Here is an 18287-nt window from a genome sequence, read left to right as displayed (position 1 = left end):
CGACGCGGGTTTACCGGTATCGCTCGAATCGGTACGCCAGCTCCGGCCCCCCGGGCACGTCGTAGGCGAGGCGCGCGACGAGAAGGGTGAAAGGCTCGAGGAAACGCGCGACGGTGAGCGGACCGGCATCGAGCGGGTCGAAGCCGCTGTCGCGAATCAGCGTCGCGGCGACCTTCTTCGCGCGGCGGTCGTCCCCGCAGTAGACGAGGCTCGGCCGCTTCGTCCGCCGCCGCCGCTCGAAGACGTCGAAGAGGACCTCGCTCGGGACCGTGCCGAACGCCGAGACGACGCGCGCGCCCGGGATCCTCTTCGCCAGCGCCTCCGCACCGGAGGAGGTGTGCGCGACGACGAGGCGCCCGTCGTCGCGGCTCATCGGCAGGCAGCAGGTGACGATGACCTTCCCCGAGAGACCGCCCGCCTTCTTGACCACGTCGCCGACGCGGGACCAGTGAACGGCGAGCAGGACGGCATCGGCGCCCCTCGCCGCGTCGGACGGTGTCCCGGCGCGCGCTCCGGCCTCCTTGGCCAAGCGCGCGAGCTTGCTCTCGCTCTTCGAGTAGCTGAAGACGACGTCGTGCCCGGCGCGCGCGAAGATCGCGCCGAGCTTCGCCCCCATGAGCCCCGAGCCGAGGATTCCGATGCGCATGGCGGCTCAGGGCTCCGTGCGGGACTTCACGAGCATGTGGGTCATCGAGTCCCACGCGTTGTGGATGCCGATGAGGAGGAGGCCGAGTGAGACGGCGGCGACGGCGTAGGCACCCCATCCCCGCGTGATGACGAGCGCGGCGATCACCAGGAGGACGTAGCTACCGAACGGAAGAAGGGTATGCCACAGCCAGTCCTCGAACACCGGCCGATAGACCGTCTGCCGCTTCGTGCGGCGAATGACGATCGCGGCGTACACGATGCCGGCGATCCCGAAGAGGCCGATCGTCATCGCCCGCGGCGAAGGCGACGCGAACGGCGCGGTCATGAGCGCGGAGAGCACGAGCGCACCGGTGAGGTGGACCACCGAGGGCGTGGCGAACGCGGCGATCGACTCGGCGGTCACCTGCGTGCTCAAGCCCGAGACGAGCGCGATGACGACGAACTGAACGCCGATGAGCGCCGCAGCCGCGCCCCCGACGATTACGTAGAAGTTGTCCCAGGTGGGTCCGATCACCGGCGGAGTTTACTCCGACGCCACCCGCGGTACGGTCCGTACCACCGGTGGTACGCGAGCCTATCCGGTTGAATAGGCCCGGCCGCCCTACGTCTGAAATTCGGTAGCTGTCCCCTTATTTCCTCCGCATAATGGCCGTTGCGGAGGTTCTTCGATGCCCACACTTTCTCTCGACGCGCCCGGCCCCGGATTCTGGGAGCTCGATCCCGTTCACTTCCCGCGCCCGGCGACGCGCTACTGGATGGAAATCCACCCCGAGGCGTTCCTGCGCGGCTCCGGCGAGTTCGCGCGCGGCTACGGGATGCTCATCGACGGTCTCGAGATGAAGTACGTCCAAGGGTTCGGCTACAGGACCGTCCGGCCCGCGCCCGAGAGCGACATTCCCGCCCGGTTCGCACGCGCGGCGCAGGTCATCGAGACGAAGTACTGGCGCCAGCAGCGGGACGACTGGAACGACACGTTCAAGCCCGCGGCGATCCGCGCGCACCAGGCGATCCAGGCGGTCGATCCCGACACGCTCTCGGACGCCGAGCTCGCCGCGCATCTCGTGCGCTGCCGCGACCATCACGCACAGATGCTCTACCAGCACATGCGCTTCACCGCGGCGGCGATCGTCCCCGTCGGCGATTTCCTCGCGCACGTCGGCGACTGGACCGGCTTGCCACCGGCGGAGCTGCTCGGGCTGATGCGCGGCACGTCGCCGGTCTCTGCCGGTGCGTCCGTCGAGCTGAACAAGATGATCAACGCGATCGCCGCGGATCCGCGCGCGCAGAAGCTCCTGCAATCGAAGGACGCCGCGAAGGCCCTCGCCGAGCTGCGCGCGCTCGACGGTGGCACGGGCGAGGCGGTCTCGGGCTATCTCGACCTCGTCGGCTATCGCCTCCTCGACGGCTTCGACATCTCGAACCCGTACGCGCTCGAGCTTCCCGACGCGCTCCTCCGCGCGATCCAGGTCGCCCTCTCGGGAGCGAAGACCGCCCACGCCGACGTCGACGGACGGATCGCCGACGTGCGCGCCAAGGTTCCCGAGGCGCACCGCGAAGCGTTCGACGGCCTCCTCGAGGAGGCGCGGGGCACGTACCACGTCCGCGACGAGCGGGGGGTCTTCAGCGACATCTGGGCCTCGGGGCTCATGCGTCGCGCGGCGCTCGCCGCCGGGCGCCGGGTCCACGCGAAGGGCCGCATCCACGATTCGGTCCACATCATCGACGCCGGTCTCGACGAGATGAAGGCGCTCCTCCTCGGCACCGGCGGCCCGTCGGCCGACGAGCTCCGCGAGCGGCACGACTTCCGCACCGCGCACAGCGCGAAGGACGTCCCGCAGACCCTCGGGACGCCGCCGCCTCCGCCGCCCGATCCCGCGGGGCTCCCGCCCGCAGTCGGCCGCCTCATGCGCGCGACCGGCGTCGCGCTCGGCGCGCTCTTCGGCAGCTCGGACGCAAAGCATGAAACGCACATGCTCCGCGGCCTCGCGGCGAGCAAGGGCGTCTACGAAGGCCCCGCACGGAGGATCAATGGCCCCGCGGAGTTCGGCCGCATCGCGAAGGGCGACATCCTCGTGACGCAATCGACGACCGAGGCGTTCAACATCCTCCTGCCGCTCCTCGGCGCGATCGTCACCGACGCCGGCGGCCTGCTCTCGCACTCGGCGATCGTCGCCCGGGAATACGGAATCCCGGGCGTCGTCGGCACGCGCGAGGCGACCGATCGCATCAAGGACGGCGCGCGCCTCCGCGTCGACGGCAACCGCGGTGAAGTGACGGTGCTCGATTGAAGCGAGTCGTCCCCCTCGAAGAGGCCCACGAAGAGGCGCTCTTCGGCGCCAAGGCGGTGGGCTTGGGGCAGGCGATTCGCGACGGCCTTCCGGTCCCGCCCGGCTTCGCGCTCTCGGGGGACATCGTCGAAGCGGTCGCGTCGGGCGAGACGCGCGCGACGCAAGAGGTCGTCAAGAGGGTGAGACCGCTCGGCGGCCCGCTCGCCGTGCGTTCGTCGGCCGTCGACGAGGACGGCGCCTCGGCGAGCTTCGCCGGGCAACATCTCACGCTCCTGAACGTGAGGACCGCGGACGACGTGAGCGCGGCGCTCAACAAGGTGTGGTGGTCGGCCAACTCCGACTCGGCGATCACCTACCGCCAGAAGATCGGCCGCTTCACGCGCCCGAGCGTGGGCGTCGTCGTCCAGGCGCTCCTCGACCCCGAAGCCGCGGGCGTCATGTTCACGACGAACCCCGTGACGGGGGACGACGAGCGCGTGATCGAGGCCGCGTGGGGGCTCGGCGAGGCGGTCGTCGCGGCGCTCGTGATCCCCGACAACTTCCGCATCGACCGGCAGGGAAACGTCCTGGAGCGGATTCCCGGCTACAAGAAGATCGCGGTGCGGCGCGCGGCCGAGGGCGGCACGATCGAGGATCCGCTGCCTCCGCATCTCGTCGAGGCGCTCTCCTTGAACGACGACCACCTGCGGCAGCTCCACGAGCTGGCGAGCCGGTGCGAGGTCATCTACGGCCCCGGCCGGGACATCGAGTGGGCGCTCTCCGACGGGAAGATCTTCCTCCTCCAGTGCCGGGCGATCACGAAGGCCGGCGCATGAAGGGCGCGCCGCAAGACGTTCTCCGCCGCGTCCCGATCTTCGCCGACCTCACGAAGGGCGAGATCGAGCAGATCGCGCGCCTCTTCAAGGAGCGCCGCTTCGCGACAGGCGACATCGTGATCCAGGAAGGCTCCGGCGGCGCCGCCTTCTACGTCGTCGAGTCGGGCGACTGCCGTTGCGTCGTCGGCGGCAGGGAGCGCGCGATCTTCCACGCCGGCGACTTCTTCGGCGAGATCGCGATGTTCGACGAGGGGCCCCGCACCGCCACGATCACCGCGACGAGCGACCTCGTCCTCTGGGGCCTCACGTTCTGGGACTTTCGCCCCGTCGTCGAGGCGAACGGCGTCATCGGATGGAAACTGCTCCAGAGGATGGCGCACCTCTTGAGGGACGCCAGGACGAGCTGATCGCTCGGCGCTTTACTGCTTGATCCTGACGTCCTGCACCGACGACGGGCGCTCGATTCCCGACGCGGCGAGCGCGCGGTGGACGCGCATCGTCATGTCGCTCTTGAGCGTCGTCGCCCCGTCGAAGTCCGACGTCCAGAAGTAGACGGAGCAGTCGAGGCCGACGCCGTAGCCGCGGACGAGCGCCGCAGGGGCCGGGTGCGCGAGCACGCTGGGCTGGCCCGCCACCGCGGACGTCAAGATCGTCAGGACCTTCTCGGGATCGGTCGAGGCGGCGACCGTCACGGGAATCTCGATGCGGCGGTTGCGGTTGGAGAGGGTCCAGTTGATGAGCTGATTGCTGACGAGGTTGCCGTTGGGCACCACGACCTCGGCACCGTCGTTGGTCTCGATCCGGCTCGCGCGGACGCCGATGCTGCGCACGCGCCCGGTGATCCCGCCGACCTCGATCGCGTCGCCGATCTGGATCGGCCGCTCGAACATCAAGATGAGGCCGGAGACGAAGTTGTTGACGACCGTCTGGAGCCCGAAGCCGATGCCGACGGAGAAGGCGCCCAGGACGATCGCCAGCCGGTCGAGCGGGATCCCCGCGATCGCCGCGGCGAGGAGGAAGCCGACGGCGATCACGCTGTAGCGGACGACGAACGTCACCGTCTGCGCCACGCCGCGCGGCAGCTCGACGCGTGGGTAGACGTCGTCCTCGAGCACCGCGCGCAAGATCCTGGCCACGACGATCGACGCGTAGATCGTGCCGAGGAAGATGAAGACCATCTCGAACGAGAACCCGACGCCTCCGATACCCCATCGATGGGCCAGGAGCTCTCCGATACCCTCCCTCATCAAGCTCCATTGCCCGGTCGCGTTGATCGTGATGATCAAGAACAGGAAGACGGCGCCGGTATGGATGACGGTGCGCGACCGCCTGACGATAAGGTCGGCGTGTTCCGCGACCGATCGGAACGACCGGAGCCAAGGCGAAGCGACGGCGAGCGTGACGCCGCCTCGAAGGATCAGCGCCACCGCGTAGAGCACGACGGCGCCGTAGGCCGCGCGAACGACGACTGTGGTGAGCAGGCGCGCCAGCGACAGGTTGCCGACGAGGTTCGAGAGGAGCGCGATCGCGAGGGCGCCGAGGGCGGCGCGCGCCACGAACGTGATCGCCTGGAGCCAGCGGCCGGCGACGATCGCCGGCACCTCCGCGGGGGGCCGGAGCGTACGCCAGAGAACGACGGCGGTGACCGCCGTGAGGGCGAGCATGAGGCCTCGCTCGAGCGTCGTCCCCGGCGGCGTCAATTCCCACAGCCTCTCGGCGGTGAAGAGCGCGGCGAGGATGTAGAGCGAGCCGCGGAGGCGCCTCTGGACGACACCGCCCATGAGGACGACGACCGGCACGACGAGGAGGAGCGACGAGATCTCGTAGAACGCGACGGGCGCGCGCGGATGGATCCACGCGCCCGAGAAGATCGCGACGAGGAGCGCGCCGATGATGGGGCGGTCGACGAGGCGCGCGAACGCGAGGACGTCGCGCTCGTCCACCGGCCACGTGCCGGCCCGTCGACGGAGGCGGAAGAACACGACCGCGAGCACCACGAAGAGCAGGACCTGGAAGGTGATCTGGCGGCCGGCGCGGTCCGCATATTGCCGGAGCGCACGCATGCTCTCGCGATACGAAGCGGAGATCTGCTGGAGGAGGGGCTGCGACTCGGAGGGGGAGCCGAAGCCCTTCCAGATCGGAGGCCCGTCGAGCTGCAGAAGCGTGCGGCGCTCCTCGCGCAGCGCCGCCGCGATCGCGTCGAGCGCCTCCTCCGCGTCGAGGCTCGCGCCGGAGATCCGGCTCTGGAGGAGGAGCACGCGCTCGGTCTCGTCCCGCAGCATCGGATCGAGCTGGTCGAGCTCGGCGATGACCGTGCCGGCGCGATCGACGAGCTCGTCGACGGCACCGGCCTCCTTGAGCGAGGCCGCCGTCAGCTCCCACGTCTTCTCGAGGCGCGTCAGCTCGTCGCGCGCCGCCCCGAGCGCGTCCAGGCGGTGGCTCGTCGTCTCCATCCACCCGCGGAGCAGCTCCGCGTCGAGCCTCCACTCCTGGCCGATGCTGCGGAGGGCGCGGGAGGTCTGTTGCGCCGGCTCGCGCGCCTGCATCCATCCCTTGAGCGCGTCGACCGACTCGAGCACGCCCTTCGATTCCGCGACGATCTCGGCGGTCTCGTAGGTCCGCGACGCGAGCGACTTGAGGGACCGGATCTTCGTCTCGGCGGCGATCGCCGCGCGCGGCACCTCCGACTCCGCGATCGGCGCAGGAGGCTTGGGTGCGGCAGCTTGAGCGGCGGCCGGCGGCGGAGCGGGAGCCGGCTCGGCCGCGACCGCAGCGCTGAGGCAGAAGAGCAGTGCCGTGAAGAATCGACCGGCCATCGCTCGCATCATTTCACGGAAACGTGCGGTCGATCGCCGGAAGATGCGGTTGCGACAAGCGCCCGGCTTGGCTTCCGGGCAGGCGTGCCCATATTCAATGAAGGATGGGAATGTCCGGCGAGCGCATCGGACGTTACGTGCGCCTGGACCCGATCGGAAGGGGGGCGATGGGAGTCGTCTACCGCGCCGAGGACCCTCTCATCCATCGGACCGTCGCGATCAAGGTGCTCCACCCGGCGCGCGGCCTCGCCCCCGACCAGGCCTACATCATCCGCGAGCGGTTCCGCCGCGAGGCCCAGGCTGCGGGCTGCATCGACCACCCGCACATCGTGCGCATCTTCGACGTCGGCGAGGACGAGGCGAGCGGCGAGCCGTTCATCGTCATGGAGTACCTGGCGGGAGGCAGCCTCGACGAGCGCATCGCGGAGGGGAGCCTCGGCGTCGATCTCTCGCTCGCGATCATCGGGCAGATCGCCTCCGCGCTCGACGCGGCGCACGAGCGCGATCTCGTGCACCGCGACGTCAAGCCGTCGAACATTCTCTTCACGGAGCGGGGCGCCGCGAAGATCGTCGACTTCGGCATCACGCAGATCGCGTCGTCGTCCCTGACCCAGGACCTGGCCCAGCTCGGGACGCCGGCGTACATGTCGCCCGAGCAGGTGGCCGGCCGCCCGCTCGACGCGCGCGCCGACCTCTTCTCGCTCGGCATCCTGAGCTACGAGATCCTGACCGGCACGAAGCCGTTCACGGGCGGCGACGTCGTCGCGATCGCCCACGCGATCGCCCACAACGATCCCATTCCCATCAGCAAGGCGAATCCGCAGCTCCCCGCCTCGCTCGACCGCATCTTCGGCCTCATGCTCTCGAAGGAGCCCGCCGACCGGTTCGCGAGCGGCACCGCATTCCATGAAGCGCTCGTGCGATGTCTCGGCGAGCGCGAGGCGCGCCTGACGCCGCGCGCCTCGCAGAAGCGCACTTCGCTTTGGCCGCTCACGGCCGCGATGCTCCTCGCCGGCGTCGCGTTCTTCGCATGGCATGCCGGGCGCGGAGGATCCGCGGAACCTCCGGCCGCTCCGGCGGCGAAGACGGTGCCCGCTCCACCCGCGCCCGTCGCGGCGAAGCCCAAGACCCCGTCGCCGACACCGCCACCGGCACCCGCTCCGAAGCGGGCCGCACCGAAGGCGCCGGTCGGCACCTCCGAGACGACGATCAGCTTCACGCACCGCATCCGCGAAGGACGCCTCGTCGTCGTCCTCGACGGCACGCGCATTCTGAACGAAGCGTTCACGAAGAGCCGCCTCACGGTCTCGCAGACGACCGTGTGGGATCCCGTCAAGGTCGCGGCGGGCACCCACAGCGTGCGCGCGCAGGTCGTCGGGCACGACGGCGCGACCTATACCTCCGACGCCTGCACGATCGACTTCCCGAAGTCGGCCTCGACGGCGATCCGCATCAAGATGAAGGGCGACAAGCTGCTCGTGCAGCCGAGCTAGTGGCAGACGAACTCGTTCCGCCGCTTCTCGAGCGCGCCCCAGATCGGAACGCTGCGCTGCTTCGGTGAGACGAGAACGAGCGCGGCGCGCTTGCCCGCCTCGTTGCAATCCCACACCCAGATCTCGACGTTGAGGGTAATCGGCTTGCCGGTGACGAAGGCGTCGTACGTCTTCACTGTCCCCGTGTACGTGTGGACCGCGTGGCCGCGCTTCGCCTGCTCCTTGGAGCTCACCTTCACGGACGCGGAGGTGCTCTTCGGATCGATCGTGAACCCCTTCTCCTTGCCGACGTCGGTCGAGAGGCCGGCGAAGTAGCGGGTCAGGTCGTCCTGAAGCTCCGTCTGATCGAGCGGCGGGTGCCCGTCGAGCCACCAGACGAAGGCATACGAGAAGAAGCCGTCGTCGTCCGGCTTGAACATCCCCGGCGAGAAGCGCAGCTCCTCGACGCCCTGGTAGGGAAGGTCCTTCGCGAACTCGAGCGGGAAGCTCATCGTCTCCGACTTCCACCCTTCGGCGACGGGCCATTGAAAGGTCGCGGCATTGACGGCGAGCAACAAAGCGGCGGTTGCGAACATGGAGCGATTGTATGCGGGAAGCAGAGGCGCCGCCGTTCGCGTCCCGGGCGTAGAATCTCTCCCGTCCACGGATCGTCATCCCGACAGGAGAAACCTGCCATGGCCAATGAAGGGTCGGACCGCACCGTCCGCCATCACATCGAAGATCTCGTGAAGGAAGAGCACCACCTTCGCGACCACAAGACCGCGAGCGACGCCGACAAGAAGCGTCTCGCCGCGATCGAGGTCGAGCTCGACCAGTGCTGGGACCTCCTGCGCCAGCGTCGCGCGCTCAGGGAGTTCGGCGACGACCCCGACCGTGCGAGGGTCCGCCCCGCCGACGTCGTCGAGAAGTACGAGCAGTGAGCGAGGTGAAGGCGCTTCAAGCGGGGAGCGAAGCACCCGACTTCACGCTCGGCGCCGGCCCCGATCGCAAGGTCACGCTCTCCGAGCTGCGCGGCAAGCCCGTGATCCTCGCCTTCTATCCCGCCGACTGGAGCCCCGTCTGCACCGATCAGATGGGGCTCTACAACGAGGTGCTGAAAGAGTTCGCGCGCTACGACGCGCACCTCCTCGGCATCTCGGTCGACGGCGTCTGGTGTCACCGCGCCTTCGCGAGCGACCGGAAGCTCCGCTTCCCGCTGCTCGCCGACTTCGAGCCGAAGGGCGAGGTCTCGCGCCGCTACGGCGTCTACCGCGAGGAGGACGGCGAATCGGAGCGCGCCCTCTTCGTCATCGACGCCGGCGGCACGATCCGCTGGTCGTACGTCTCGCCGATCGGCGTGAACCCCGGCGCCGACGGCATCCTCGACGCGCTCGATGCGATCGGCGCCGGCACCGAGGCCCGATGAGCCGCCTGCGCCCGGCAGTCTCGAAGGCCGACCACACCGCCGGCCCCGACGACGCGCCCGTCACGCTCGTCGAGTACGGCGACTTCGAGTGCCCGCACTGCATGCGCGCGCACCCGATCGTCCACGAGCTGCGCCGCCGCATGGCCGGCAGCCTCCGCTTCGTCTTCCGCCACTTCCCGCTCGAGCACAGCCACCCGCACGCGCGCCATGCCGCGGAGGCCGCCGAAGCCGCCGCCGCGCACGGCAAGTTCTGGGAGATGCACGACACGCTCTTCGCCCACCAGAAGCACCTCGAAGACGAGGACCTGGCGAGCTACGGAACCGAGGTCGGAATCGACCCGAACGAGATAAGGCAAGCCCTGTCTGCACACACCTACGCCAGCGCCGTCGAGGAAGACTTCTCCTCCGGCGCGCGCAGCGGCGTCAACGGCACGCCGACGTTCTTCATCAACGGGACGCGCGTCGACGGGCCGTGGGACCTCCAGTCCCTCTTCGACGATCTGCAGGAGGCGATGCCGGCGCGAAGGCGCTGACGAACCTCGGACGCTCTTCACCTCTCGGTGGCAAGGCCTCACAATGCCGCCATGAGCATCCCGATCCTCGAGCATGACCCTGCACCGACCGCTCTCATCGAGCCTACGCGGGCGATCCAGCCGCGCGACGTTCCCGAGCACTGCGTCATCTGCTTTTTCCGCGAGGTGATCGACAAGGTCGTCGCCGATCACCGTACTCGCCTCGTCGCGACCCAACGCTGGGAAGATGGCGATCATCCCGTGTACGAGACCACGCACCTCGATCGACGACTCGCGTTCTTCCATCCTGGAGTCGGCGCGCCCTTGGCGGCCGGGTTGCTCGAAGAAGTCATCGCGCTCGGCTGCCGGAAGTTCATCGCCTGCGGCGGCTGCGGCGTCCTCGAGCACGGCATCGCCGTCGGAGCGCCCATCATCGTCACCAGCGCCGTCCGCGACGAAGGCGTCTCGTACCACTACCTCCCTCCAGGCCGTGAAGTGATCGCGGACGAGACCGCGATCATCGCGCTCGCGAACACGCTCGATCGGCGAGGCACGCCTTACAGGCGCGGGAAGACATGGACCACCGACGCACCCTATCGCGAGACGGCGGCCAAGATCGCTCGTCGCAAAGACGAAGGCTGCATCGCGGTCGAGATGGAATGCGCGGCGCTGACGGCCGTCGCCCGGTTCCGCAACGTCGCTTTCGGTCAGCTCCTCTACGGTGGCGACGATCTCAGCGGCGCCGACCACGACGCCCGCGCCGGCCAATCGCGAGAGCAAGCACGCGAGCGACTTTTCTGGCTGTGCGCGGACGCCTGCCTCGCGCTCTGAGGAGCTGGCCGATACTGGACATAAGGACCGCATTTCGCGGTATGACAAAGGCAGATTGCGATGGACGAAGGCATCGAGAAGTTGGTAGACGAGATCCGGTTGAAACAGTACCCGGACGCCGACGTCGTTTTCGCCGCCGGGTCGATCGTTCGTGGAGAGGGCACGGCATTCTCCGATCTCGATCTCGTGGTCGTGTACCCACAGGTTCCGCAGGCCTATCGTGAATCGTTCCGACGCGGGGGCTATCCGGTGGAAGCCTTCGTGCATGACCCCGCGACACTGGAATACTTCTTCCTGGAGGTCGATAGGCCGAGCGGTATTCCCTCTCTCCCGCAGATGGTGGTCGAAGGATTCGAGGTCCCCGGTCCGTCCTCGACGTCACGGATGTTGAAGGAGATGGCGAGGAGCGTCATCGCCGCCGGGCCACCCGCTCTCGATGTCGACACCGAGCGACGGATGCGGTACTCCGTCTCCGACCTTCTCGATGATCTGCGCGCACCCAGAACCCATGACGAGCTGATCGGTGCCGGAACGCGGTTGTACGAGCTCCTGGCCGACTATCACTTGCGCCGAACCGGACACTGGTCGGGGAGGGGGAAGAGCGTCGCACGTGCGTTACAGAGCGCCGACCCGGCGCTCTCGGTCCGATACGGCGATGCCTTCGATCGCCTGTTCGAGCACCACGACTCGGGACCTGTCGTTCGCCTGGCGGAGGATCTGCTCCGAGATGCCGGCGGTCCGCTGTTCGAAGGTTACCGGTCCGACGCGCCGGCCGCATGGCGGCGCGACGCGGTAAAGTAATCTCGTGCAGGCGATACGATGATCGGCCTCGAGACCGTCGTCATCGGTGCCGGTCAGGCGGGCCTCGCCACCAGCTACTGCCTCTCAGAGCGCGGGTGCGAGCATCTCGTCCTCGAGCGATCGAAGGTTGCGGACGCATGGCGCTCGAGGCGGTGGGATTCGTTCACCCTCATCGGGCCGAATTGGTCCTGCACGCTGCCGGGCGCTCCGTACGAGGGCAGCGATCCCGACGGATACATGGGAAAGGACGACCTGGTCAGCTTCTTCGATCGGTACGCCCGCATGGCGCACGTGCCGGTTCGGGAGGGGGTCGAAGCACGGAGGCTGTGGCGTGACGAGGCCGTCGGCCGATACATGATCGAAGTCGGAGACGGCGTCATCGGGGCGAAGAACGTGGTGGTGGCCACCGGCCCCTATCAGCGGCCGAAGGTGCCGCGGGAAGCCGCGGGCCTCGACGGCGTCTTCCAACTTCACGCCGTTGACTACCGTAACGCGTCGCAGCTCCCCGACGGCGCGGTGCTCGTCGTCGGATCCGGGCAGACGGGGTGTCAGATCGCCGAGGACCTTCGGGAGGCCGGCCGGGATGTCACCCTTTCGACCAGCGACGTCGGGTGGTTCCCGCGCCGTTACCGGGGCAGGGACAACGTGTTGTGGCGCTCGCAGATGGGATGGTTCGAGCACTCCGTCGATATTCTGGCCTCGAAGAAGGACCGCATGAGCGCCCCGCCGATCCAGACGGGACGAGCCGGCGGCCACGACCTGAACCTGCGGACGCTCGCTGCGATGGGCGTGACGCTCGCCGGCCGCTTCATCGGCGCCGAAGGTCGACATGTCCGATTCTCCGACGACCTGGACGGGAACCTCGCCCGCGCCGACGCCATGGCGAGGAAGCTCATCGCCGAGATCGACGCCTTCATCCGCGAGCGCGGCATCAGCGCGCCAGCAGACGAGACCGACTTCTTTCGCTCGGCGCCGATCGCGCGCGCCGAGGGGGACGTGGACCTGCGACGGTCCGGGATATCGACGGTGCTGTGGGCGACGGGCTACGAATTCGACTACGGATGGGTCGATCTGCCGGTGTTCGACGAGTACGGGTATCCAACCCAGCGGCAGGGCGTCACCGCGTTTCCCGGGCTCTACTTCGTCGGCCTGCACTGGATGCACACGCGCGGATCGGGGCTCATCTTCGGCGTTGGCCGAGATGCCGAGCACGTCGCCGGGCAGCTCGCTCAGCCGAGGAGGTAGCGGTGGCTGCCGGCAGCAGCACGATCGGCCCAGGGTTCGAGACGACGGACCCGAAGACCCAGACTCGAATCGTCGTGATTCAAGGGGCGAAGGAAACGTCGGGCCGCGGCTGGGTGATCGAGGTCCATTGTCCAGAGGGGGCGCCGCCTGCGTTCTTGGCGCACATGCATCGAACCTGGACGGAAACATTCGAGATCCTTCAGGGCTCCGCAACGTATCGGCTCGGAACGGCGCAAGGCGATCTGACGGTCGGCGAACGCATCGTGATGCCGCCCAAGGTCCCGCATGTTCATCCTTGGAACACCGGGTCGGGCGTCATGGTCTACCGGCAGACGAACGACTTCGGCGCGTCGACGCCGGAGGCCGTGCACGACGTGCTCGGCGCGTTCGCGACGATCTTCGGGCTCGCGCGCGAGGGGCGGGTCGGCAAGAAGGGGATGCCGAAGAACCTCTTCCAGTTCGCCGCGACGGGACGCGCGCTCACGAAGCACGGCGGCTTCGATGCGTCGATCCCGATCGCGCTTCAAGTCGGTCTGAGCGCGACCTTGGGCCGGCTCGCCGAGGCGTTGGGATATCGCGCGGTCTACGATCGTTATCTTCGCTGACCGTGCGCAAACAGTACTACTTCCGGAAATCGCCTCGAGGGCTCCTGGCCTGGGACGTGGACCGCCTCGTCCGGCTCACTTCGAGCTTTCCCAAGAAGCTGGTTCCGCTGAAGGCGATCCGGGAGCTGGACGAGGCTTGGTCCAACCCGCCCACGTGGCGGGCGATGGTCGAGCACGTGAGGCTGATCGACGAGGCCGATCTGTCGTTTCCGATCATTCTCGCCGCGACGGGTGAGGTGATGGACGGACGGCACCGCGTCGCGAAGGCGCTGCTCTTGAACCGGACCGAGATCGAAGCGGTTCAGTTCGAGCAGGATCCCGAGCCCGACTTCGTGGGCCGTGGCCCGGACGATCTCCCTTATTGAATCCGGCCTTCTCATTTGCTCACCGGCGGGGGATACTTCCCGACTTTCCATCGAGGTCGTCATGAAACGTGTCACCGGCATCGGCGGCATCTTCTTCAAGGCCAAGGATCCGAAGGCGATGCAGGCTTGGTACAAGCAACACCTGGGCATCGACGTTCAGCCGTGGGGAGGCGCGGCATTCCACTGGACCGATGACGAAGGGAAGCCGGTCGGCGGCGCGACGGCGTGGTCGATCGATCCCGCCGACACCGACCACTTCGCGCCCAGCGACGCGTCGTTCATGGTCAACTACCGCGTCGCGGATCTCCGTGCGCTGCTGAAGGCGTTGAAGGACGAGGGCTGCAAGGTCCTCGACAAGGTCGACGACTCCGACTACGGGAAGTTCGGTTGGGTCATCGATCCCGAAGGCAACAAGGTCGAGCTGTGGGAGCCGCCGCCGGGGATGTGAGGCGAATCTAGGCCTCCGGCACGTCCCTGAGCTCGCGCCGTGCTCGCGCGGCCGGCGCTTGGTCCTCCACAGGTCGCGCGGCGCGCCACCTCTCGAGGATCGACTCGATCTCGTCCGAGAAATCGTCCTTCGCCAGGAAGGCGTCCGCGCCGGCGGCGAACGCTTCGTTCCTCGCGGCGACGCTCGGGTAGAAGGAGACGAGGAGCACGAGCGGCGACGCGTCCTTGATCTTGAGCTGACGCGCGACGCGGAAGCCGTCCATGCCGGTGAGCGCGGCCTCGACGATGACGAGATCCGGCCGCAAGCGAGCGACGGCGTCGAGCGCCTCGACGCCCGTCGACGCAGTGCCGACGAGCTCCAGATCGTGTCGCGACTGGATCCACCGCTTCGTGCTCTCGAGAAAGCGTTCGCTGTCGTCGACGAGCAGGACCCGCATGACCCCCCCAGTGACCACCCTCATCCTCCGGGCCGGGAGTATTCGTTGACAGCCTTCCCCGTACCATCGGGGTAAACCCCCGCTCCCGGCCGAATCGACCCCGGAGGGGGTCCCGGCGGCGCCCACCCCCGGGTGCTTCTCCGAATACCCGGGGGTATACCCCGATGGATCGACCCCCGGCCGCGTCGTAAACCAAGGGCGCTCGCCGCGGAATCGTCTTCCGCGGCTCGAAAAGGGGGGTACCGGATGACGAGGAGAGCGGTAGTTCTCGCCGCCGTGCTGGCCGCCGGGATCGGCGGCGCGCGGGCGATGACGCTCACGGGCCACGACAACAACATCGTGGAGCTTCTCCAGCAGTCCCAAGACATCGTGGTCGGCAAGGTCGCCAACGTGACCGACGGCCTCGACGAGAAAGGCATCCCGTACACGGAGATCACGCTCCAGGTCACGGAGTCGATCCGCGGCACGCTCGGGGACGAGTACAAGTTCCGGCAGTTCGGTCTCCTGAAGCCGCGCCCCGTCGGGGACGGCAAGCGGACGATGATGCCGGCGCCTCCCGGTTTCCCGAAGTACGCCGTCGGCGAAGACGTCGTCTTGATGCTCCGTCCCTCGGCGAAGTGGACCGGTTTCCGCATGCCGGCCGGCGTCACGGTCGGCAAGTTCAAGCTCGGCCCGGGGCGCGTCGCCAACGACACGAACAACGAAGGGTTGTTCCGCGGCGTTCAGCTCGACAACGGCCTCGTCAACGAGAACGAGAAGCAGATGATGAAGGCGGGCGGACCCGCCAACCCCGACACATTCCTGTCGTTCCTGCGCAAGGCCGTGCGCGAGCACTGGGTCGAGAACGGGCGCATGCGGAGAGCCGACGTGAAGCCCGCGTTGCCGAGGAGCGGCCGATGACCGCGCTCCGTCGATCCGCGCTCGCCGTCCTTGCGGCCGTCCTCGCGACGGCGGCGTTCGCCGGCGGGCCCTTGTACACGTTCGATCCGCAAAACCGGATCCCCTACCACTGGAACTTCACCCGTTGGCCTAACAACCGCGTTCCCCTCTACACCGATCTCGGGAATCTCGGCCCGATCCCGAATTACCGCGTGAGCAAGATGGTGCAAATCGCCGCACACCAGTGGTCGAGCGTTCCGACCTCGAGCATGCGCGTCGCCGTAAACGGCGACTTCGCGTCGATCGGTCTCCCCAACATCGACGGCTCGAACATCGAATCGGTCATCGGCACTTACAACGGTGGCGGGATCGATGTGGTTTACGACTCGGACGGCAGCATCCTGACGAACTTCTTCGGCGTCGACCCGACCTCCGTCCTCGGCATCACGAACATCGAGTACACGTCATCACAAGATTCGCCGGAGATCCTCGAGGCGTGGATGGTCCTGAGCGGCCCCGGCATCAAGCCGACCGACCCGAACGGCATCGGCTTCCAGGGCGTCGTCACGCACGAGATGGGTCACGCGCTGAACCTGGGGCACTCCCAGGCCAACGGGGCTGCAGAGAACCCTCAGCTCCTCGACCCTGCCCAGCCCACCGGTTGTGCGGCGCCGTGGTCCGGAGGGCCGTCCGTGACGCAAGTGGAGACGATGTACCCCTTCAGCGACCCCCAGCCCGGCGGGACCGGTGAGTACATGGGCACCGTCGATCGCCTCGACGACCGGTCGGCGCTGTCCGATATCTATCCCGCGCCGGGGTATCCCGAGCAGCGCGGTACGATCCGTGGGCTGATCCTCGACGCCTCGGGGAACCGCGTCACCGGCGTCAACGTCATCGCGAGAAACGTCGCCGACCCCTTCAACGACTGCTCGTCCTACATCTCGGGGCAAATCAGCAAGGGCGACGCCGGTCCCGACGGCACGTTCACGTTCAATGACCTGACCCCGGGCGCGAGCTACGTCCTCTACGTCGACAACCTGCTGAACGGCGCCTTTGCCGTGCCACCGATGATCGTGCTCCCCGGCCCCGAGGAGTACTTCAACGGGGAGATGGAAAGCGCCGACGGATCGACCGACAACCGCTGCAGCTGGACGACGGTGCAGGTCAGGCCGGGGGCGCCCGTGACGGCCAACATCACGTTCGACCGGTTTCCCGGCGCGCCCGAGTTCATTCAGCCGACCCCGCGCGCACCCGGAATCCCGACGGACGTCACCCCGGATGGATCCGTGGTGGTTGGGTTCATCGATGGTTCCGATCCAGCCCATCCCGGGGGCGGCTTCCGTTGGGACCTGAACTCGGGTGCGTTCGAAGACATCGGCGGGGCCGTGACGAAGGCCAGGATCTCCGACGACGGGAAGCGGATCGTCGGCAACATCGTCGACAGCGACGGCACGATCAAGGCCGCGATTCTCGAGAACGGCGCCTGGACGCCGCTTCCTCCGGTCCCCGGAGGCGTTCCCTGCAACGACCTCGGCGCTCCCTTCTACACGAGCGTTCAGGACATCTCCGGTGACGGCAGCACGGTCGTCGGGCTCTCCTACGGCGCCGCCGGGTGCTACGCCGCCACGACCCGCGGCTTCAAGTGGACCCAGGCCGGCGGCACCGTCGCGCTCCCGAAGATCGACACCTTCGACCAGCCCGGGCGGGCCAACGCCGTCAACTACGACGGCAGCGTGATCGTCGGCTGGGACCAAGCTTCGACCGGGCTCCGGCGTGCCGTGCAGTGGAGAAACGGCACCGCGAGCTTCATCAAGAATGGAACGCAGTCCGTGGGCGAGGCCCTCGACGTGTCGCGCGACGGACAGTACGTCGTCGGCTCGATCAATTCCGCGACCAGCGGCGAGGCGTGGCGCTATCACGCCACCGCGCCGACCGGCGTCGAGCGGCTCGGCCTCCTGCCGGCACAAGACGGCGGCGTCACCAACGGGATCAGCGACGACCACGAGGTCGTCACCGGGTACGCGACCGGCACCCAAGTGGGGATCATCGGGCCGGCGATCTGGACGAGCGGGCTGCGCTGGTCGGATCTGAATCAACTGTTCGGCACTCAGGGGATCAGCACGACCGGAGCGTTCCCGTTGGCCGCAACCGCGGTGTCGGGCGACGGCAAGACGATCGTCGGCCAAATGGTCTCGCAGTACGGATACACCCCCTGGGTCGTCAAGATCCCAACCGTCCTCGTCTGCCACGCGGGTCAGACGCAGACCGTCAGCTTCCCCCAAGGGATGAACGCCGCGATCCTGCAGGGCGACACGCTCGGTCTCTGTCAATGCAGCGCCGCGGCTCCCACGGATCTTACGGTCCTCTCCGCGGACAAGACGCTGCCGGGGACGGCGCGCATCGCGTGGGATGCCGTCGAGAACGCCACCGGCTACGACATCGTGCGCGGCAGGCTCTCTACGCTGCGGTCGAGGGGCGGTGACTTCAGCGCCGCCACCGACGCCTGCCTCGAAGACGACCTGAACCAGACCTCCCGTGACGACGCCGATACGCCCGATCCTGGCGACGGCTACTGGTACCTGGTCCGCGCCACGAACTGCGGTGGCGCGGCGTCGTTCGACTCGGGTGCGCCCTCGCAGGTGGCGTCGCGCGACGCGGGGATCGCCGCGTCCCCCTACGCCTGCCCATGACCACGAGGAG

Annotated in this window: 20 protein-coding genes; 15 read left to right on the top strand and 5 right to left on the bottom strand. The window is 68.1% G+C overall.

The features are described 5' to 3' along the window. Window positions 1-10: 10 nt before the first annotated feature. Both VFV19_07785 and VFV19_07780 read right to left on the bottom strand, forming a co-directional pair. Complete coding sequence (locus tag VFV19_07785) at window positions 11-646, bottom strand: NADPH-dependent F420 reductase (GenBank protein ID HEX4824200.1); 636 nt, start codon at window positions 644-646, stop codon at window positions 11-13. Window positions 647-652: 6 nt separating this feature from the next. Further along, window positions 653-1162 (bottom strand): hypothetical protein, encoded by a 510-nt coding sequence (locus VFV19_07780; GenBank protein ID HEX4824199.1) that lies wholly within the window; start codon window positions 1160-1162, stop codon window positions 653-655. 154 nt (window positions 1163-1316) lie between these two features. Between VFV19_07780 and VFV19_07775 the strand changes: the two genes are divergently transcribed. The 3 genes from VFV19_07775 to VFV19_07765 are packed head-to-tail and all read left to right on the top strand — an operon-like array spanning window position 1317 to window position 4158. Further along, window positions 1317-2936, top strand: a complete 1620-nt coding sequence (locus VFV19_07775; protein HEX4824198.1) for a PEP-utilizing enzyme — start codon at window positions 1317-1319, stop codon at window positions 2934-2936. Beyond that, window positions 2933-3751, top strand: a complete 819-nt coding sequence (locus VFV19_07770; GenBank protein HEX4824197.1) for a PEP/pyruvate-binding domain-containing protein — start codon at window positions 2933-2935, stop codon at window positions 3749-3751. The genes VFV19_07775 and VFV19_07770 overlap by 4 nt, the downstream gene beginning before the upstream one ends. Continuing rightward, on the top strand, window positions 3748-4158 hold the full coding sequence (locus VFV19_07765) for a cyclic nucleotide-binding domain-containing protein (protein HEX4824196.1): 411 nt from the start codon (window positions 3748-3750) through the stop codon (window positions 4156-4158). The genes VFV19_07770 and VFV19_07765 overlap by 4 nt, the downstream gene beginning before the upstream one ends. 12 nt (window positions 4159-4170) lie before the next feature. Here VFV19_07765 and VFV19_07760 read toward each other — a convergent pair whose 3' ends face one another. Continuing rightward, complete coding sequence (locus VFV19_07760) at window positions 4171-6567, bottom strand: mechanosensitive ion channel domain-containing protein (GenBank protein HEX4824195.1); 2397 nt, start codon at window positions 6565-6567, stop codon at window positions 4171-4173. 104 nt (window positions 6568-6671) lie between these two features. Between VFV19_07760 and VFV19_07755 the strand changes: the two genes are divergently transcribed. Next, a complete protein-coding gene (locus VFV19_07755) occupies window positions 6672-8060 on the top strand; it encodes a serine/threonine-protein kinase (GenBank protein HEX4824194.1) in 1389 nt (462 codons plus the stop codon). Here the strand turns inward: VFV19_07755 and VFV19_07750 are convergent. After that, window positions 8057-8635 carry a hypothetical protein gene (locus VFV19_07750; protein HEX4824193.1) on the bottom strand — a complete coding sequence of 193 codons (579 nt, stop codon included), beginning with the start codon at window positions 8633-8635 and terminating at the stop codon, window positions 8057-8059. The two genes, VFV19_07755 and VFV19_07750, sit on opposite strands and share 4 nt — an antisense overlap. A 99-nt stretch (window positions 8636-8734) precedes the next feature. Between VFV19_07750 and VFV19_07745 the strand changes: the two genes are divergently transcribed. From VFV19_07745 to VFV19_07705, 9 genes are all read left to right on the top strand, one after another. Next, window positions 8735-8980 (top strand): DUF2630 family protein, encoded by a 246-nt coding sequence (locus VFV19_07745; GenBank protein HEX4824192.1) that lies wholly within the window; start codon window positions 8735-8737, stop codon window positions 8978-8980. After that, window positions 8977-9465: a redoxin domain-containing protein gene (locus tag VFV19_07740; GenBank protein HEX4824191.1), complete on the top strand. Its 489-nt coding sequence runs from the start codon at window positions 8977-8979 to the stop codon at window positions 9463-9465. The genes VFV19_07745 and VFV19_07740 overlap by 4 nt, the downstream gene beginning before the upstream one ends. Continuing rightward, window positions 9462-9998, top strand: a complete 537-nt coding sequence (locus VFV19_07735; protein ID HEX4824190.1) for a thioredoxin domain-containing protein — start codon at window positions 9462-9464, stop codon at window positions 9996-9998. The genes VFV19_07740 and VFV19_07735 overlap by 4 nt, the downstream gene beginning before the upstream one ends. 51 nt (window positions 9999-10049) lie before the next feature. Then, on the top strand, window positions 10050-10808 hold the full coding sequence (locus tag VFV19_07730) for a nucleoside phosphorylase (GenBank protein ID HEX4824189.1): 759 nt from the start codon (window positions 10050-10052) through the stop codon (window positions 10806-10808). A 60-nt stretch (window positions 10809-10868) separates the two neighbouring features. Continuing rightward, window positions 10869-11609, top strand: a complete 741-nt coding sequence (locus VFV19_07725; GenBank protein ID HEX4824188.1) for a nucleotidyltransferase domain-containing protein — start codon at window positions 10869-10871, stop codon at window positions 11607-11609. Window positions 11610-11627: 18 nt separating this feature from the next. Beyond that, window positions 11628-12854, top strand: coding sequence for an NAD(P)-binding domain-containing protein (locus VFV19_07720; GenBank protein ID HEX4824187.1), 1227 nt, complete (start codon window positions 11628-11630; stop codon window positions 12852-12854). 2 nt (window positions 12855-12856) lie between these two features. Further along, a complete protein-coding gene (locus VFV19_07715; GenBank protein ID HEX4824186.1) occupies window positions 12857-13459 on the top strand; it encodes a hypothetical protein in 603 nt (200 codons plus the stop codon). Window positions 13460-13461: 2 nt separating this feature from the next. Further along, window positions 13462-13824 carry a hypothetical protein gene (locus tag VFV19_07710; protein ID HEX4824185.1) on the top strand — a complete coding sequence of 121 codons (363 nt, stop codon included), beginning with the start codon at window positions 13462-13464 and terminating at the stop codon, window positions 13822-13824. Between the two features lie 61 nt (window positions 13825-13885). Then, window positions 13886-14272 carry a VOC family protein gene (locus tag VFV19_07705; protein HEX4824184.1) on the top strand — a complete coding sequence of 129 codons (387 nt, stop codon included), beginning with the start codon at window positions 13886-13888 and terminating at the stop codon, window positions 14270-14272. A 7-nt stretch (window positions 14273-14279) separates the two neighbouring features. On the opposite strand, the gene VFV19_07700 is transcribed toward VFV19_07705, so the two are convergent. Beyond that, the gene (locus VFV19_07700; GenBank protein HEX4824183.1) at window positions 14280-14708 is read right to left on the bottom strand and encodes a response regulator transcription factor; all 429 of its coding nucleotides are present in this window, start codon (window positions 14706-14708) and stop codon (window positions 14280-14282) included. Between the two features lie 246 nt (window positions 14709-14954). Here VFV19_07700 and VFV19_07695 point away from each other — a divergent pair, with 246 nt between their 5' ends. Further along, window positions 14955-15608, top strand: coding sequence for a hypothetical protein (locus VFV19_07695; GenBank protein HEX4824182.1), 654 nt, complete (start codon window positions 14955-14957; stop codon window positions 15606-15608). Continuing rightward, window positions 15605-18277: a hypothetical protein gene (locus VFV19_07690; protein HEX4824181.1), complete on the top strand. Its 2673-nt coding sequence runs from the start codon at window positions 15605-15607 to the stop codon at window positions 18275-18277. The genes VFV19_07695 and VFV19_07690 overlap by 4 nt, the downstream gene beginning before the upstream one ends. Window positions 18278-18287: the final 10 nt, after the last annotated feature.

This window comes from Candidatus Polarisedimenticolaceae bacterium, assembly GCA_036275915.1.
Classification (GTDB): domain Bacteria; phylum Acidobacteriota; class Polarisedimenticolia; order Polarisedimenticolales; family DASRJG01; genus DASRJG01.
This window is presented reverse-complemented; position numbering and strand designations above follow the sequence as displayed.

What these genes read in the sequence shown, in the direction of transcription:
- VFV19_07760 (HEX4824195.1), bottom strand. Translation starts at nt 6,567, where the DNA reads ATGGCCGGTCGATTCTTCACGGCACTGCTCTTCTGCCTCAGCGCTGCG.
- VFV19_07700 (HEX4824183.1), bottom strand. Translation starts at nt 14,708, where the DNA reads ATGCGGGTCCTGCTCGTCGACGACAGCGAACGCTTTCTCGAGAGCACG.
- VFV19_07690 (HEX4824181.1), top strand. Translation starts at nt 15,605, where the DNA reads ATGACCGCGCTCCGTCGATCCGCGCTCGCCGTCCTTGCGGCCGTCCTC.
- VFV19_07745 (HEX4824192.1), top strand. Translation starts at nt 8,735, where the DNA reads ATGGCCAATGAAGGGTCGGACCGCACCGTCCGCCATCACATCGAAGAT.
- VFV19_07765 (HEX4824196.1), top strand. Translation starts at nt 3,748, where the DNA reads ATGAAGGGCGCGCCGCAAGACGTTCTCCGCCGCGTCCCGATCTTCGCC.
- VFV19_07735 (HEX4824190.1), top strand. Translation starts at nt 9,462, where the DNA reads ATGAGCCGCCTGCGCCCGGCAGTCTCGAAGGCCGACCACACCGCCGGC.
- VFV19_07705 (HEX4824184.1), top strand. Translation starts at nt 13,886, where the DNA reads ATGAAACGTGTCACCGGCATCGGCGGCATCTTCTTCAAGGCCAAGGAT.
- VFV19_07725 (HEX4824188.1), top strand. Translation starts at nt 10,869, where the DNA reads ATGGACGAAGGCATCGAGAAGTTGGTAGACGAGATCCGGTTGAAACAG.
- VFV19_07750 (HEX4824193.1), bottom strand. Translation starts at nt 8,635, where the DNA reads ATGTTCGCAACCGCCGCTTTGTTGCTCGCCGTCAATGCCGCGACCTTT.
- VFV19_07720 (HEX4824187.1), top strand. Translation starts at nt 11,628, where the DNA reads ATGATCGGCCTCGAGACCGTCGTCATCGGTGCCGGTCAGGCGGGCCTC.
- VFV19_07755 (HEX4824194.1), top strand. Translation starts at nt 6,672, where the DNA reads ATGGGAATGTCCGGCGAGCGCATCGGACGTTACGTGCGCCTGGACCCG.
- VFV19_07785 (HEX4824200.1), bottom strand. Translation starts at nt 646, where the DNA reads ATGCGCATCGGAATCCTCGGCTCGGGGCTCATGGGGGCGAAGCTCGGC.
- VFV19_07730 (HEX4824189.1), top strand. Translation starts at nt 10,050, where the DNA reads ATGAGCATCCCGATCCTCGAGCATGACCCTGCACCGACCGCTCTCATC.
- VFV19_07775 (HEX4824198.1), top strand. Translation starts at nt 1,317, where the DNA reads ATGCCCACACTTTCTCTCGACGCGCCCGGCCCCGGATTCTGGGAGCTC.
- VFV19_07695 (HEX4824182.1), top strand. Translation starts at nt 14,955, where the DNA reads ATGACGAGGAGAGCGGTAGTTCTCGCCGCCGTGCTGGCCGCCGGGATC.